Genomic DNA, 15,904 nt, shown 5'->3' with positions numbered 1-15,904 from the left:
AACGAAACGCGCCCGAGCCGCCTTATTGAACGCGACTTAACAATGCTTTTTGCAAATCCAGCAATCAACGAGCTTTACGATCATGAGGCGTGTTTAAAAACTGAGGCGTACTTTACGCAACTTTTTAAGAGGTTTCCGATATTATGATCGCCCGCCAGCGTGCAAGGTTACTCCGGGCGATTGCCCCGGAGTCTCCGGCCCGTATGCGTCGTCGGATACGTTCGGCGACGTTCCTGCGCGGCGTGTTTTACGAGGGCGAGTATGCGGCCCGGCAAAGCGAACTCGATCCGCAACTTGCCAAGGCGTACGAAGACGAATTATTTAATCAACTTTTGGAGAGGTCGACATGTTTAAACGGGGAGAGGCTATCAGATACGACAACACGGGGGAGACGGGGGTCGTCAAAAGTCGGGGGCATTTTCCCGATACGATCATTGTTTCGATTGGAGAACCCAGACGAGACGCCGAAGTATATCTCCGGTCGCTCACATTGCTAGATGATATCCCGGCACCGGAGACCATTGCGGTCGCCTGATATCGAACGGCACCGGGGCGCGCTTGACGATCTGGTCGTCACTAAGCCCCGGCACGCCGAACACGTAAACCGCCTTGTACCAATACCACGCCCTTAATTGTGGCATTCCGTCAGCCTGCAAGCGTTCATAAAACCATATATCCGCGACGTTCTTATACACGAATACCGGCAGGAACCCCAGCGACATAAGCTCGTACATGACGTCGTGCCCTAGCGCCGCGCAAACGCTGTCAAGTGTGTCGATTGTCGGCCCGCTCGCGCCGTCCCATACGTAGCCCGGCGACACGGTCACACGACCGGCGGCGTCGAACTCGATAAAGCCAGCCTTGCCAGCATAGCCGGGCGCGACGGATAGCTTGAAACGGAACGTACTGCAAAGTTGTTTGGCGCCCGCGATGTCCCGATATAGGACCTCGGTCGACGGTTGCCAGAATAGCGCGGCTAGTATCACGCTTCGTTCTTAGAAGACAGGCCGACGGCGGCAACGGTCGGTAATTCTTGCCGTAGCAACTTGATCTCGGACGGCCAGCGATACCCGGCGACGCGAGCCATATCAAACGGCGCAATGTTGACCGCGTCGCTTTGATTGCCGCCAAGTACGAGAAGTCGACCCAGCGTATCGCGGCCGACAACAAAGCCGACATGACCGCCGCCCTTACGATTGAATACGACGACACAGCCGTACGTCGGAGCCGCAAGCTCGACTCCCCAGTTAAGCCAGTCTTTAGCGCGGTACCAGCGCGTCGGCAATGCGAGCTTAGCGGCCCGCATACACTCAGCGACGTACGTACCGCACCACGCCGTCAGGTCGTCGCGCCACCACGCCTTTAAGCGTGTCAGCCATAGGACGATCGTCGGATTGTTAGCGACGCCGGGGACCTCGCGTAAGCCGATGTGACGTTCCGCTTCAACGATCCAGCCGGGCTTTACAAGTGCCATAGGGGACGCTCGGTATCAATGCGCGGAACATTCAAGAAGACCAGCGCGAAAATGATACTACCGATCGCGATTTCAGGCGGGACGGCTGGCAATTCCCCGATTAGGTACGCGACGGATTGCAGGAACGAATAAGCGGCGAGCGCGGCAATCATGGCGATCGCGACGGCCGTCGACCACGGGGTGCGATGATTCATGCGATGCACGATACAAAAACAAGCGTATGAGAGGTACGTCGAGGCCGTCAAGGTTAGTAAGGCTATCGCTAGGATAATCATTTTTTGCCCTTGAAAAAGTTGATCTTAATATCCTTGACCTGCGCGATCAGCCCGTAAAACACGTCGAGCAACTTGAACGAAGCCGACGAAAACACTATCACGGCAAGCGGATACAGCTTTTCAGCGGCACCGGGAGACAGGCGATACACTCGCTCCGGTTCCGTTAACCACAATACAACAAAATCGGACAGCATGAAACCGAACAGTACGGCGATGATCAGGTAGATAAAAAACTCGCGGCGCGAAAGGTTCTCGATATTCTTAGCGGCCAAATAGCCCCCGGCCAGCGCCGCGGCAACTTCCCACGCTTTCGCACTTACTAGCATTTTGAGCCATTCCACGATACACCCCGCGCCTTTTTTATTGCGGCTAACTGTACCGTAAAATTACGCCGCCGTAAACTTAAGTCCAGATTTCAAGTTTATCCATAAACGCGGAATATATCTGAGCGTACCCCGTGTTGTTTGGGTGAATGCCGTCTGCGCTACAGCCGGTTAACGTGTTATAAAAATCATTGGTCCGAACCAAAGCGACCGGGTACCCTTCAAATTCTGCGACCATGTCGGCGATTGCCTGATTAAGCTCGTCGACGATTGCAGGCGTTAAGGTAAAACCCAGATAAACCCAGTTTTTCAAATAGGGGATTTGCCCCACCAAAATAGGGCCGGCGGCTTTAGGTTCGGCTAGAGGTACGCCAAAATAATCTATAACCGACCAAGGTACCGCGCTTTTCGGCAATATTTGAACGGTATGCGGGCCGGCGCCGAGGCCGCTTATGATTCTCGCATTGTGGCTGTACGCTTCGTTTGTCAGATTGTAATTTTCAAACGTTTGACGAGGGCCGCCGTCGACGCGAAAATCCCAATCTTGATATGACGAACTCGATAAAGTGTGAGTAGTAATCGAACCGATCACAAAAGCGTCGCCGCTGAATTTATAAGTCATTGCCGCGTTAATGTCGGCAGTATACAAGGCGCTTCCACCTTTTGCCGACGATCTGCTAACAAGCGTCGACGGAAGAACTTTCCACGCGCCAACACGGGGTAAACTTGATGCGAGCGAATTGCTTGCCAGCAAATTTATGATTATCAACGCTCTCAGATTCGTAACAATTTTATCTTTAGCGGCAAGCCCGGCTCGCCGAGCGTCGTTTAAACCGGCCAGTATCGCAACGACGTTGCGACGACGAAGCGGGGCGCCCATGCCGTTGCGTGCGGCAATGTAAGTACCTTGACCGGAAACGGCATAATTGGCAAGGCCGCCACCTACCGACGCGGCAAGCCGATTTATGTATCCGTACGCGGGAGCCGTCGCCCCTTGACTATTTGTGAACGAGTCCCCAAACGCCGCGACACCCGCGCCAAAATTAATTTTTTGTTTTGACATAACAATCGCTAACCTAGTTTAGCTCGCAACGCTTGAATTTTGGCGTCAACTTCGCTTAACCATTTGGCGCCTGACTCAGTAAGAACGGCTTCTCTTAATCGTCGAGGCGTGATTGAAAACTCAAGCTCGTCAATTTGCGTTTGGGCAGGATCGGACGTTTTTTGAGGCTCGCTAACTTTGGCAACGACTTTGCCGTCGCTCACGTCAAACCCTTCGATTTTTGCGGATTTGAAATCTGCATAAAGGTCGTCTGGAATATCGAGCGCGTCTTTTGGAAACTGTTTGAAAACGTTGATCGGGTAAACTCCCCCGGTCTTTTTTGAAAATTTTGCGATCATTACAGTTTCTCCTTAGTGACCAATAGCGATTATAGCGCCACGACCCGTACCACTACCGCCACCGACAGGGGTCGGGTTAACTAACAATACAGTTACGCTTGTCGTCGTCAAAGTGCTATACGCAACGTAAAATCGAGACCCCGACGTGCTTCGAGTGCCGGGGATTGCGGCAAAAGCGGCGGTCGGAAAGGCCAGCGGAAACGTTATTGTTTGGCTGGCGCCGCCTTGGGCGGCAAGCGTAGTGTCGGAAGCGGCCAAAGCCCATTGAATAATGAGACCGCCGAGCCATGCGGGGAACTTGATATATCCGTTTTCGGTCAAGCTAATCGCAAAACCCGATCGCAACTTTAAAGGGGTGACGTATCTAACGTCATCTAAGCCGGCGTTGACTTCCGCTTGCGTCGCGTTTTCGGCAATACCCGCGACAGTTTCGGATGCGACCGGAATTGCGAGGCGAGGATTCACATGCAAGCCCGTCGCGGTGCGTGCTACGCCTACGGACACGGCGTTCGCGGCCGGACGTACCGACGTGATTGCCCCGGGCGTTGCTGTAGAAAGGAAATACTCGACGTTCGGCGTCAGCGCCGACAGTTGTCCGGCATAAACGCCGTACACGAAAACGCGGCCGTTTGTGACGTCAGCGAAGCCGATGACATTTTGCGCTGTCGTACCATCAGCGACAGCCTCGTCGAACTCGGTGCCGGTCCAGTAAACAGCCTCGCCGTCGACAACTGAGCCGTTAAATGCCGTCGTGTTGATTGCCACAAAATCGACGTTTTCGTTAAGCACCTGCCACGAGGCGGCGACGGTCGGGTCGTCGGCGTTATTGTCGACCTTCGATACGTACACCTTGCCGTCGGTCCAACGTACCCGAGCGAACTTTGCGTACTCGAACGCTACGCCGCCATTTTGCGACGCTTCGATATAGTCGGGAACGCCGAACGTTTGGTACTCGCGGAGGGCAGTCGTAATGTCGAAATAAAGCTGATTCGTTTCGTCGCGAGGAACGTCCTTTGCGGCAGGATCGACGCCCGGGTCAAGTTCGTAATCGGGGCCAAAACCCTCCTCGTAACTTACGGTGCCGGCCGGTTGCGTCGCGTCAGGGATGACCGCCTTATCCCCAGACGTAGCGAAAGGAAACCGGAAAAATTTAGCTAACGCCATGATCAATTACTCCCAAAGGTACCGCGATTAAAGTTACGATGGAACGGACCGAAGCCGAACGTGTCGCGAACCAATATCGTATAGTTAACGCCGACCCCGGCGGGGCGCGGCAATATGTCGTAGGATTCTAATACGAAACGAAGTTGCGAAGGTAGCGCAAACGTAAATACGTAATCCATAGTCATATCGAGGCCGTCAAGTACATACACGTCCCCCAAGTCTTCGAAAACGTATTTCAAAAACGTATTTATTTCAGGGATCGCGCCGCGCGTCACTAGCTGGAAGTATCGCAAGCGCAATACGAGCCGACGTTGCTCGGTCGACAAACGGATACCGGACGTCGACGGGGCAAAGTTGCCTCGATTGAAATTTTTACGGAACGGCCCGAACCCCCAAAGGTTCGCGCTAGGCTCCTGCCCCGACGTGATTGTCAAAGGGATATTGAGGATAACGGCCCATACCGATAGGCCAAAATCGTTCGCTGTACGCAAGTCGAATACGTCGCTTACCCAGTCGTCCCAGAACTCCGAATACTGCTCGTTATACCAATCTTGTTTTGACTCTAGCAGGGATTGCAGGCGCAAAGCGTCGTTATACTGCCACAAGATAGCCTGTAGCAGATTTATCGAAAAATCGAGCGCCTGTATCCTCATGCGATAATTACCGTAATTGATCCGGAGAGAATGGTCGCAATTTCGTTAATTGCGATCGGTAGCGCGTCAGTCGTATAAATACCGTCCGACGCGTACGCAATCTCAAGTAACGAGACGTAAATTGTCGGGTATGTGCGATTGATTGCCGACGCAAGCTCGAACGCCGAGACAGAATTGCCGACAGTGAATCCCGGCTCCTCGGACTGCTCGCCGGCGGCGTATGCCAATATCGCTTCTTTGATAGCGGCGACCGGATCGGCAACGACCGAGGAGGTTTTAATCGTTACGCGCGCGAGGACTGGGATCGGGGCCGGGCGGTCGAACAACACCGTATACGTCTGACCGCTCGAAGGCTCGACAACGTCAACCGACGTGCCGCCGTTGTAGTTGGCGCCGGCTGATTTTTTACGCAAAATAGTTTCGGCGACGTCTTGATCGGTACCCCCGTCGACGCATACGTAAATGGAATGAGCGACAAGCAATACGCCGTCGATCGTATCGGAAGCGTTGGTCACGTTCTCGCGAAACGTCAACGACTTGACGCCCTCGGTCGCGTACAGGCCCGACGTGATCGCTTCGGGCTGGCTTTGCCCTTGGAGTGCAAGGGTATTGCGGCGATACAATCGGGCAGATTGGTCGGACTGCTCAAGCCGACCCAGCGTCGCCGCCTCGGCATTCGTAATTGTTTCCCAGCCGAGTATGCCGTCGACAATGTCGATTAGGTCCCCGGCGCCGGCCGCAATCGGACCGAACTCGACGGACTGAAACGGCGCGTCGACCGTTCCGCCTACGCCAATGACGACCGTCGAGACGAGTTCGAATTCGTCGCCGTCTGGATTCGTTGCGGCAATGACCCCAGCGGGCACGATCGTGCCCGGGACGCCTGTAAGGGTTGCGGTAACAGTAGAACGTTCGGCAGGATCGCGCGCCGTGCCGGTGAGCGCCATAATTGCATCAAGGAAAACGCCGCCCGCAATGTTTGGATTGATTTGATTCGCAAGCGCCGCATTATTTCGAATAACGTTTGAGCGCGACAAAGTCTCGGCGGTAATGAGAACGCCTTGCGGAGTGTCAGGCGTTACGATCAGGTCTTGCCCGAAAGCGTTTTTGTATTCGTTCTCGACTTCCGTCAAGACGTCGGCGGTATCGGCAACGATTACGCCCGAGTTATCCAAATATTGATAATTAGCCATTTAACGCCCCTTGCCCGAACTCGGTCACGATGACGGCAGTATACGACAAAACGTTGTTACTTACGGTAACGGAAAGTGACGCAATGTCCAGCACGCCGACAACGCGAAGTAGCTGGCGACGCAAATACCCTTCAAATTGCAAGACGTTCGGCGATCCGCTCCAAATCGTCTGAAAGTTTGGGACCCCCTCGTCGACAGCGAGGACCATTTCGGTAAGCTGAGCTTTTGCCGCGTGCTCGCAAGCCTGCAATACGGCTTCAAGTTCTACCGAAATAGACAAACGACCGTCGCTTGCGATTACGAGGTCGTTATTTTCGTCGACTGTAAATACTCTCGTCATGGTACAGGAGGTCCCGAGGTTCCGCCGCCGGACTGCACGCCGTTATGAATGTGACTAGTAACGCTAATCGTACCGCTTGTCACGTCGCCGTCGACTGCGACAGCGCCGTTTACAGTTAAGTCGCCCGACATGGTCACGAGCGCGCTATCAATCTCCACCAGCGGCGCCGTGATCTTAACGCGGTCAGGCCATAGCGCAATCTTAACCGAACCGTCGGCGGATTGTAAAACGGCGTTTCCGGCGTCCTCGCCGTCGATTGTGTAGCCGGTCATGATGTCGGGAATGAACACGGCGTCGGCGAAGTTGGTCTTGCGTAGCGTTTGCGGCCGGGCGTTTGCATACGACTTTAAAAATATCGAAATGTCCCGGTCGTTTGCCATGATCCAGCCTAAATTCCCCGGGGCAAGCGGAAAGCTCAGCATAAAGCCGCCCGCGCCAAACTGAAACACAGGCAGGCTTGCGATTTGAGCGCGCTTGATCGTGGCGCCGCCAGTCGTGACCAATGCGATAAGCGGTTCGACAGTGACGCGCGGATTGTTTCGATCGCCACTCACCGCGATGATTTTTGCCGGCAACATGCCGTCGACGCCTTGCATAAACTTGTTAAATGCAAAGCGCAAGGTGCCGACTAGCGAGTCCTCGTCGGCGGGGTTTTGACTGGGAGGATTAGCGGCCATTACGTGAAGCCTCGGCGATCCAATAGAAAGGCGTATCGCGGTTTGCGATATCAAAGCCTAGTTTGTAGATAGTGTAATCACCGTTTACCGTCGGGTATATCGCGCTTTCAAGGCGCAACGCGCCGCCCAGTACGGACGAATTGTCAAGCAAGTATTTGACCTTCACGCCGCGTTCCGTGACCTCGGGAATGCCTATCATGCCGGTATCGACATTCAGTACGCGAAGTTGCCCAGTTAACGCGGCGCCGCGGTTCTTCACGATCAAGCGGCTATCGTCGACAAAGGCGTCGACGGCTCCGACTTCGCCCAGCTTATCGACTTGTTTAAGCGCGCCGCCGGTAAAATTGTAATTCGCAATCTGTTTGTCGGTCGCCTGAAACGCAAGGCCAAGGCCCAAATCGGACGCGACTTGACTTGCAATACGACGAAGCGACGTTTGCGCCGGCTGAGCGGTCGCTATGACCTCGGACTTTTTGTCGTTGCCGGTCAGCGCCTTGATCGTGACCGAAATGTCAGGAGGTTGCGTCGGTACGACTGAGGCAATCACGCCTTCGAATATCTTAACCAAACCGTACGATACGCGCCCAGCTTCGACGATAAAGCGTTTCGGAGTTCGAGTTGCATTAAAGGGACTCGTCTCGGTCAAAAGAAAGTCGCGCGTCGCTTTGTCGAGATTGGTCAGTACGACCTCGCACTCGTTTTGATTTGCGTTTGCAAACTTGGTGCCCGTCGCGCGCATGTTGAGTTGATCATACGCTTTCATGACGCCGTTAACTTCGACCGAAATACGCAAAAGGCGGGGGTCAAGTTCGATCATGCGACAAGCTCGGCGATTTCGTCAGCAGTAACGTATAGGAGCGTTTGGGTCGTGCCGAACATGAGGTACGACGGGTACTCCTCGTTTTCTGTATTCAATACAAAATTACCTTCGATAAGGTATTCGTAAGGGACGAGCGGCGTCCCGGCAACGACGCGAGCGCCACGCACGACATATTCGTCGCCGCGCTTGACGTCAGCCGACATGACGCCGCCAGTCTCGCGCAACGTGATTTCGTAAGTCTCGTCGTTAAGCTGAATCGTCAACTTTTGATTTGGCACCGGTGCGAGTTCAATTTCGATCATGGGTTAAAGACTCCGAATAAAATCGAACTGTCGCGCGTGCTTTCCTTGGGCTGTTGCTGACCACGATCGACGGTCGACGCGTTGGTCGGGTTACGTACGGATCGCGGCGGCAAGCGTGCGAATTGCGCCTCGACAAGCTGTACCTCCTTGAGCTTCAAGGCGAGCGATATCGTGTCGTATAGGTCCGGGTCTTCGTCATGTGGTAAGGACTGTATGAGTTGATTTTGATATGTTCCCGACTTGGTTTGAACGACCAATAGGGTACGATTCAAAAACGCCTGTTTGATACGCTGATAGACGTCGCGGTATTCGCCCCGTGTAGGGATCAACGACAACTCGATTTCGACCGGCAAAATGATCGTATGGTCCGTAATGGTGCCGCCCGTTTCGAGCGGATGTTCCATAACCTTCGAGTCCTCTTTGACGACGGCTTTGATCGGGCGCGCCGTCGTGAATAATTGTTGGAAATTCTGGTCGAATATTGCGACCACGTCAGCCGATGCCGTTGCGATATTTGCGTCAGTCAAAGCCATTATGCGGCGACCCCATCGTCGATAGTTGAGGCCGCTTGCCTCATTTGCTGACCCATAGACGAGCCAATCGCGCCGGCAATACCTTCGGCGTCAGTCGCTTGCGTTTGTACGGTTATAGGGCCGGTCTGTACGCTCGTCGTCTTGTTTACGGACTTCGAGCTATTAGAGATAGCGTTCGAAGACGTATTGTTGATTGCGGTCGAACCGGACTCGGCGATCGCGGCTTGCGCCTCACCGATACCCAGATTGGCCTTGACCCCGTCGAGGACGCCCGTAATCTTGCCAGCGACGCCCGATATCAGCGTAATGACATTGCGGATCAGATTGATAAAGCCTTGAACCTTGGAGGTCAGGCCGTCCCATACACCGCCGACGATATCCTTAAAGGATTGGAAATTTTCGGCAAGCGTCGCGAGCATGGTTTGCACGACGCTAGAACCGCTCACAAAGCCGCTAAAGCCGTCAGCGATAACGCCAAACAATACGCGCCAGCCCTCGATTGATATTTGCAAGACCGATACGATCGACTCGAAAACCCAGCTTACCGCATCCCATAGCGCCTTAACGTAACCGATAACGCCTTGAATGACGTCGCCGATCATGGGGAATTGCGTCAGGATTTGACCGATTAGGGAGTCATTGCCGTCGATGAAATTCATGATATCGTCGTAAAGCAACGCAAAGGCAATCGAGACTCCGGCGATAACGGCGCCCATTAGCAGGAACGGGGCGAACGCGGTCACGACTGCAACGGCCAACGATACGAACGGCGGCAATGCGTAAATCAAGACGGCCGACCCGAGCGCAATCAACAAGCCGACCACGAAGTCGGAATTCTTAGCGAGGAACCCTCCGAACCGTTGCACGCCGCCGAGGATCGCCGTTAACGCCGGGAGAACGGACGAGCCGACAATGGTAAAGAGAGACCGGAAAACCTTCGCGGTATTGTCGTACTCGTCGTTGAACTTCCCGGCGATTTCCGCGGCCTCTTTTGTGACCGTGCCAAGTTCCTTTTGCTTTGCGATTTGCTCGTCGACAGCCCGGCGACCTTGTTGCAATAACATGATCGTACCTTGATCAAGGCCCAGCTTACGACCAAGGCCGGCCGATTCTTGTTTGCTCAAACCCTCAAACGCGTCGGCAAGCTCGGGCAATACCTCCATGACATCGCGCGCCTTACCTTCGGCGTCGACCATCTTGATCCCTAGCTCGTCAAAGAACGGCGAAACGCGCGACGTACCTTTCGTTGCAAACGTGACCATGCCGTCGATAAGCGACTCAAGCGATCCCCGAAAACCTTCGGCGGTACCGCCGTTGACTTGAACGGCGTCTCCCCACGCGTTGACCTCCTCGATATTCAGGCCCAGCTTATCGGAAAACTCGCCGAGTGCGTCAGCGTTATCGGCGGCAGACATGACCGCGGCAGTAATGCCAGCGACAGAAAGGGCGGCACCGATCGCGCCGCCCAGAGAACTAGCCATTTTGAGAAAGCCGTCGCCGACCTTGTCGGTTTGGCCGTCGACTTGGCGCAAGGCCTCCTCTAAAGACTTGGAGGATTTTTCAGCCTTTTGCGTACCCTTGTCGACGTCGTCGGCGTTGGATTCGAACAGTATCAGAAAGGTTTCGAGGACTGAGGACATTATCGTTTGTTCTTTGCATGTTCGATTGCAAGATGCTCATTATAACGGTTCACGACGATAACCTCCCACAAGTTAAAAGCGTCTTCCAGCGTGTAAATGGTTTTCAGTTCGTGGAGCGTTGCTTGTTTTTCTCCGACAATTGTCGCAATGAATCCGTCAATATTTTCGTAAGTAACGCTGGGAGCTTCTGGGCGATACCCTCGAAGAAACCGGAGGCTCGCCCGTTCCCGAAAAAAGAAACGTTGTATTCCATCATCGCGATTTCCAGCTTTGCCAACGTCTCCCAGTCGGGAACGTGATTATCGACAAGCGCGCGGGTCGTGAGTTGAACCGGATCGCCGCCGCTCGGCGGAGTCGCCGCAACGAAAGCCATGAGCTTTAGCATGGTCTCCTCGTTGACAGCGTAATCGCCGAGTTTTGGCATACCGGACAGCGGGTATTTGGCAACGATTTCACGCCCGGCAACGGCCGGGAATTTGCTAATCGTGTAAGTGCGAGTGACGCCCGCTTGCGTCTGTACCTCGATAGATTTTGGTTCGAGCATGATTATCCTCGTGTATCCGTCTTGTTCTCGAATGCGAATTGGTACGCCTTGGATTTCAAGCGACCAGCCGAGGCAATCGAGTTGCCCGGGGAACCGTCCGTGATGATGCCAGCGGACAGGGTCAAGGTGCCCTCGTTCGGGTATACGGCGACGACGGTAATCTCGTCACGAGCGCCGGATTTACCCTTGCCGACACGGTTCGCTTCGAGAAGAATCGCGAGATTCTTGTCGTCTTCGGAACCCGGCACGACATTGATCGTGATCATGATCGGATTGGCTTTCGACCATGTGATCAAATCGCCATTCAAGCCCATAGCTTTATCGGCAATTTGCACGGACGGGATATCGAAAGGGTCGGCGTCGTCGGCGAATTGCGAGACGACAAAACCTTGCGGGAAAGTGTTGCTCGCTTTGATTTGTACCTGCGCTCCAAAGCCGCTTACATCGGTTGTCATAATCGTATGCTCCTAAAAAGTTGGAGGGGGTTTGCACCCCCGGCCCGGTTAAATCAGAACGTGACGACCTTCGACCTTGCGAATGACGTCGTCTTTGCTGTATACCAGCGTGTAAACAGCCTTGTACTCGACAGGATCGCCGTCGACGCGTTGGATTTCACAATCGAGCCAGTAACCGATCGTCTGGACTTGTTGCCATGCGTCCGGGTCGTTGGTGATTTCGCCAATGAACAGCTTTTGCGTATTGGTGAGAATCTTGCCGACGCTGATAGTGCCGTTACGCAAGGCCTCGCCGATAACCGCTTGAATCTGGCTGATAATCTGAATACGACCCTTCGCGTTTGCCGAGACTTTGGCGAGCGCGAGTAAGAGTTCCATGATCGAAGCGCCAACCGCGTCCTTGAGCCAGATTTCGTTAGCGTACACATTCATGTCGCTAGGCGAAACCGGCAAACCGGTCAAGGTGCCGCGTTGATAGAAGTCGATTTGCTGGCCCGCGGTCTGGGTGCGACCGTAGTAATTGACGCGCAAAGCGTCAAGCGCGTTCGACTGCAAAGTCGTAGTGACGCCCGGCGTAACCGCGAAAATTTGGTACATGTAGTTTTGAACCGAGTTTTGCGCGGTGTAATCGGTCGCGGCCAAAATGATCATAGGGATCATTTCGGGATACTCATCGGCGGTCTCGGACAGCGTGATTGCGACGCCCGCATAGTCGATCAAGGCGGCACTGTACGCCGAGGCGTTAGCGTCAGTCGTCGGCACCATGAACATATACAGAATATTTTGCGTATTGTTCCAGATTGCCGCTTCTTCGATTTCTTCGATCGTCAAGGTCGGGATGAAAAGGAACGTCCCGAAATTGTTCGAAGCGTCGGCGGATTCGGTCAGCACGTCCGTGATCGTCTCGCCGTCGGCGCCGTCGGACAGAATCGCACCTGTGCCGGTCCAGCCCAGAGGGCCGAGCAAGTCGGTCCCGGTACCTTCGGCCTCGACGGAAATTGCCGCCGTGCCGACGTCGCCGGACGTGAAGTCAAACGACCCGCGCGTCGCGTTGTATACGACGGTTGCGTCGGTAAACTGCGAGCCGGCTTCGAGTTGGATCGCGTCTTCGATCAACGCGGCAACCGCGGCAAGGGACACGGCGCCGGACAGGTCGACACCGGTCACGGTTGCGCTTTGCTCGCCAACGTTGAGAATGAACGTACCGTCCGAAATGGCGGTGAAAGTCGCGAGCGCCTTTTGATCAGTGTCGCCGAAAATCTGGGCGGCGACGGCAACGTCGGCCCAGCGGGCAAAGGCGATCTTTTTCGCGCGCGTAATGTTCTTGCTGATCCAGCCGAAATAGAACGCGGCGCGCTTGTATTCTTCCGAGGTCGATCCGAAATACGCGAGGACGCTTTCGATATCGTCAAACTCGATCAGGGATTTCGTCGGAATGAGGGGGTTTGTACTGAACAGCCGGCCGATCAGGTCGCGGCGAGCGACTGACGCCCCGGCACCGATACCCGACGTAATGTCGACATATTTGCGAAAGTTGATCGCCATGATTAAGGCTCCTATACTCGGTTTAGATTAAACTCAAACGTATCAACGACGGGCACGTCGGCCGTATATACTTCGTCGTATGTCAACGTAAAATCAAAAGACGGCGCATACTGAGCGCGCCCTTCATCATTTACGAAAGTCGGGTTCCGCAATGCGTTAACGCGTAGTATAGCCAGCCCGTCAGTCTTTAGCAAAGCAATAGTATTCGAGCTTTGCAAGACTTGTCGAACGGCTTTTAAAATGCCCATCGCAGTAAGTTGGGTTTCATCACTTGCCGTTTGTTGCGACAACGCGTTTGCTTGATATTGCACGAGGTAAGTTTGTACCTCGACGTCGCGCATAACTTGCGTATCGGGATCGTATATTGAGTCACGGCGGGGATGTCCAAGCGGCGTTGCGGGCAATGCGTTAAGATAAACTGTCGGACCAATAGGTCGACCCTGTTGCGTCGGCTGATAGCCTTGAATAATGTTATTCGCAGGAACGACGACGTTACGGGCGGCCAGCCCGGCGCTTATGATAGGGAATAATATTGCGTAAATTTGATTGTCAGTCATCAGCCGTGACCTCGATACATAAAAGCCCGTTCCAGCCGTCGACAAACTGCCAGTCGTTCGAGCTTTCGACTTGCCAGCGTTTACCGCCGAACGTCAATTGATCGCCCGATCGACCGCGGAATACGTCGTCGATTGCTCGGGTCGTGTAGAACGTGACGTAATTTTTGTTGAAGTCTAGACCGTATTTTTCATACAGCGCGCGCGGTACCGGCTGGATACTCCCGTACACGTCGACAGGCTCAGCAAACGAAGTTACATATATGCCGACCGTATTCACTTCTCGACCGGTTGCCGCCCAGTATTGCGCGAGTTGCGGAGCAATCACGGTCAAGGCTTGCGCGAGGAGGTTGGAGCCGGGGGTCATTTATTTGTCCTCTACTGCGCTGGATACGGCGTTGAGTAAGGTCCCTGTATCGACCAGCGGTTTTGTGAGTAGCCCGACGGTTTGCTTGTCGGCGCGTTTAGATAAGCGAGCGGCCACGGTTGCAGGCTTGAGCGCGGGCGTCGTGAGCTTCGATATCGTCTCGCGAATGTCGCCGGCCGCTTTCAGCCCGATCGCTTCGAGAACTTGTTCGCCGGTAGCGTTTCCGTTGAGCATGGCGCGCGATCCTTGGTCGGCAATGGCGCGCCATTCCGGCGACTTCTCGGCGATCGTGGAGCGCATAAACGAACGCGGCGGGATACCTTGGGCGGGACTTCCAAACTCCTGAATAGCCGCAACGTACGCGACGGGCGTCCCGTCCTCATATTTGCTCGAAGGGAAAAAGCCGACCTTGCCGACCTTGTCCGTTACGCCAGCCAATAACAAGCGTATACGTTCGGCTCCGGGTCCGGGCGTACGCTTGACGGTCGTCAATTGATTACCCGAGGGCGATAGTGCCCGACGATATACATGCCGCCGACGGACCAAGTCGACAACAGCGCGGCGAGTTGCTGGCCGTAAGGGGTGAGGCTGAGCCACCACATGAATAGGTCTTTAACCGGCGGAGGCGTCAGCGTGACGGATATTTTGTCGACTGTCGATCCGGAGACAAGGCCCGGAACTTGCCCGGCGGCGATCAGTACGCCCAGCGCGGCAAGGTGCGCGGTCATCAAGTTAAGCGCGCGGGTTCGAGCGGCGCCAGCGAGATAACCATAATCGGAGTCGGAGATATAGACAATCGCGACGTCCCAGTAACCTTGCAAGGTTTCATCGGGGAACGTCGTATCGCTTGTGAATTGTGGGAAAGCGGCCCGAAACGCGGCTATGTCGAACGTAATGACTGACACGATTCGGACCCTTTCTGATTACTTACGGTTGCGGGAGCGTGCGCCTTTTGGGCGACCGCCGGCGGCAGGCTTTGCAGGCGCGGCCGGAGTTTCATTTGCTTGCGGTGCGTCCGGCAGGTTCAAGACTGGCTCGGGCTTGTTGTCGACCTGAAAGTCGCCCGGCACCAGCGGGCTAGACTCGTCGCGAGGCTCCATGTCAGTAACGGCCTTTTCGACCTCTTGTTTCGAAGTGTCGACCTTGACGTAACCGTTCTTCTCGTGAAGCTGGAACAGCTTGTTATCGCGCAGTAACGCCAGTTCCTCGGCGGTTACTTGCGTGACGACGCCGCGAGGGGTCAACAGGTGTTTGGTCGCAACGTTCGCGCCGCCTTTGATCAGTACGGTACGTTCGGGACGTGGGATATCGTTCCCGCCCTTGACGTAAGTTGTATACAGTTGGTCAGCCGACAATGTCGAGTACACGTAGACAGATTTCATTTTTGAGTCTCCGAAAGGTAAAACCCCGGCGAACGGATGCTCGCCGGGGGTGATGCTAGGTTAAGCGCCGGAGCGACGGATTACAGCGTACGGACGCTTGCACATGATACCAGCGGTCGCGTTCGTGTAGTCTTCCAGATAGCCTTTAGCCTTTTGCTCGACGCCCAGCACTTGGAACTTGCTCGGCACGACTTGGATAAAGGTACGACCGCCGTCGGTGGATTGATCAGCGATTGCCTCGGCGTACAGGTACACAACGTTC

23 protein-coding genes and 1 pseudogene are annotated in these 15,904 nt (G+C 54.7%); all 24 read right to left on the bottom strand.

The genetic code is table 11. The annotated features are described in order from the left end of the window. Positions 1-485: 485 nt before the first annotated feature. Positions 486-986: a hypothetical protein gene (locus ACR652_RS18535; protein ID WP_434507952.1), complete on the bottom strand. Its 501-nt coding sequence runs from the start codon at positions 984-986 to the stop codon at positions 486-488. Next, complete coding sequence (locus ACR652_RS18530) at positions 983-1,474, bottom strand: TIGR02594 family protein (protein ID WP_434507951.1); 492 nt, start codon at positions 1,472-1,474, stop codon at positions 983-985. Before ACR652_RS18530 ends, ACR652_RS18535 begins: the two co-directional genes overlap by 4 nt. Further along, positions 1,462-1,668, bottom strand: coding sequence for a hypothetical protein (locus ACR652_RS18525; protein ID WP_434507950.1), 207 nt, complete (start codon positions 1,666-1,668; stop codon positions 1,462-1,464). Before ACR652_RS18525 ends, ACR652_RS18530 begins: the two co-directional genes overlap by 13 nt. Positions 1,669-1,745: 77 nt before the next feature. Beyond that, positions 1,746-2,090: a hypothetical protein gene (locus ACR652_RS18520; RefSeq protein WP_434507949.1), complete on the bottom strand. Its 345-nt coding sequence runs from the start codon at positions 2,088-2,090 to the stop codon at positions 1,746-1,748. Between the two features lie 61 nt (positions 2,091-2,151). Further along, positions 2,152-3,135, bottom strand: coding sequence for an SGNH/GDSL hydrolase family protein (locus ACR652_RS18515; RefSeq protein WP_434507948.1), 984 nt, complete (start codon positions 3,133-3,135; stop codon positions 2,152-2,154). An 8-nt stretch (positions 3,136-3,143) separates the two neighbouring features. After that, complete coding sequence (locus ACR652_RS18510) at positions 3,144-3,473, bottom strand: hypothetical protein (protein WP_434507947.1); 330 nt, start codon at positions 3,471-3,473, stop codon at positions 3,144-3,146. Between the two features lie 12 nt (positions 3,474-3,485). After that, positions 3,486-4,637 (bottom strand): gp53-like domain-containing protein, encoded by a 1,152-nt coding sequence (locus ACR652_RS18505; RefSeq protein ID WP_434507946.1) that lies wholly within the window; start codon positions 4,635-4,637, stop codon positions 3,486-3,488. Positions 4,638-4,639: 2 nt separating this feature from the next. Then, positions 4,640-5,290 (bottom strand): DUF2612 domain-containing protein, encoded by a 651-nt coding sequence (locus tag ACR652_RS18500; RefSeq protein WP_434507945.1) that lies wholly within the window; start codon positions 5,288-5,290, stop codon positions 4,640-4,642. Further along, positions 5,287-6,483, bottom strand: coding sequence for a baseplate J/gp47 family protein (locus tag ACR652_RS18495; protein WP_434507944.1), 1,197 nt, complete (start codon positions 6,481-6,483; stop codon positions 5,287-5,289). Before ACR652_RS18495 ends, ACR652_RS18500 begins: the two co-directional genes overlap by 4 nt. Next, positions 6,476-6,823 carry a hypothetical protein gene (locus ACR652_RS18490; protein ID WP_434507943.1) on the bottom strand — a complete coding sequence of 116 codons (348 nt, stop codon included), beginning with the start codon at positions 6,821-6,823 and terminating at the stop codon, positions 6,476-6,478. Before ACR652_RS18490 ends, ACR652_RS18495 begins: the two co-directional genes overlap by 8 nt. After that, positions 6,820-7,500, bottom strand: coding sequence for a Gp138 family membrane-puncturing spike protein (locus ACR652_RS18485; RefSeq protein ID WP_434507942.1), 681 nt, complete (start codon positions 7,498-7,500; stop codon positions 6,820-6,822). The genes ACR652_RS18490 and ACR652_RS18485 overlap by 4 nt, the downstream gene beginning before the upstream one ends. Further along, positions 7,490-8,317 (bottom strand): baseplate hub protein, encoded by an 828-nt coding sequence (locus tag ACR652_RS18480; protein ID WP_434507941.1) that lies wholly within the window; start codon positions 8,315-8,317, stop codon positions 7,490-7,492. Before ACR652_RS18480 ends, ACR652_RS18485 begins: the two co-directional genes overlap by 11 nt. Further along, a complete protein-coding gene (locus tag ACR652_RS18475) occupies positions 8,314-8,622 on the bottom strand; it encodes a phage baseplate plug family protein (RefSeq protein ID WP_434507940.1) in 309 nt (102 codons plus the stop codon). Before ACR652_RS18475 ends, ACR652_RS18480 begins: the two co-directional genes overlap by 4 nt. After that, complete coding sequence (locus tag ACR652_RS18470) at positions 8,619-9,155, bottom strand: phage baseplate protein (RefSeq protein WP_434507939.1); 537 nt, start codon at positions 9,153-9,155, stop codon at positions 8,619-8,621. Before ACR652_RS18470 ends, ACR652_RS18475 begins: the two co-directional genes overlap by 4 nt. Then, complete coding sequence (locus tag ACR652_RS18465; RefSeq protein ID WP_434507938.1) at positions 9,155-10,795, bottom strand: hypothetical protein; 1,641 nt, start codon at positions 10,793-10,795, stop codon at positions 9,155-9,157. Before ACR652_RS18465 ends, ACR652_RS18470 begins: the two co-directional genes overlap by 1 nt. Positions 10,796-10,898: 103 nt before the next feature. Further along, positions 10,899-11,339, bottom strand: a complete 441-nt coding sequence (locus ACR652_RS18460) for a hypothetical protein (protein WP_434507937.1) — start codon at positions 11,337-11,339, stop codon at positions 10,899-10,901. Positions 11,340-11,341: 2 nt separating this feature from the next. Continuing rightward, positions 11,342-11,794 (bottom strand): phage tail fiber protein, encoded by a 453-nt coding sequence (locus ACR652_RS18455; RefSeq protein ID WP_434507936.1) that lies wholly within the window; start codon positions 11,792-11,794, stop codon positions 11,342-11,344. 48 nt (positions 11,795-11,842) lie between these two features. Next, positions 11,843-13,339, bottom strand: coding sequence for a DUF3383 domain-containing protein (locus ACR652_RS18450; protein WP_434507935.1), 1,497 nt, complete (start codon positions 13,337-13,339; stop codon positions 11,843-11,845). Positions 13,340-13,350: 11 nt separating this feature from the next. After that, positions 13,351-13,896, bottom strand: a complete 546-nt coding sequence (locus ACR652_RS18445; RefSeq protein WP_434507934.1) for a phage gateway protein — start codon at positions 13,894-13,896, stop codon at positions 13,351-13,353. Then, positions 13,889-14,260 (bottom strand): phage collar protein, encoded by a 372-nt coding sequence (locus tag ACR652_RS18440; RefSeq protein ID WP_434507933.1) that lies wholly within the window; start codon positions 14,258-14,260, stop codon positions 13,889-13,891. Before ACR652_RS18440 ends, ACR652_RS18445 begins: the two co-directional genes overlap by 8 nt. Then, positions 14,261-14,752: a hypothetical protein gene (locus tag ACR652_RS18435; protein ID WP_434507932.1), complete on the bottom strand. Its 492-nt coding sequence runs from the start codon at positions 14,750-14,752 to the stop codon at positions 14,261-14,263. Continuing rightward, positions 14,749-15,165, bottom strand: coding sequence for a DUF4054 domain-containing protein (locus tag ACR652_RS18430; RefSeq protein WP_434507931.1), 417 nt, complete (start codon positions 15,163-15,165; stop codon positions 14,749-14,751). The genes ACR652_RS18435 and ACR652_RS18430 overlap by 4 nt, the downstream gene beginning before the upstream one ends. 18 nt (positions 15,166-15,183) lie before the next feature. After that, entirely contained in the window at positions 15,184-15,642 is a 459-nt protein-coding gene (locus ACR652_RS18425; protein ID WP_434507930.1) for a hypothetical protein, read from the bottom strand. A 60-nt stretch (positions 15,643-15,702) separates the two neighbouring features. Continuing rightward, positions 15,703-15,904: pseudogene (locus ACR652_RS18420) on the bottom strand (hypothetical protein); the annotation flags it as partial.

The organism is Methylocystis sp., from assembly GCF_051061225.1.
Lineage (GTDB): Bacteria > Pseudomonadota > Alphaproteobacteria > Rhizobiales > Beijerinckiaceae > Methylocystis.
The sequence above is the reverse complement of the archived record's forward strand: the minus strand, read 5'-3'. Positions and strand labels throughout refer to the sequence as shown.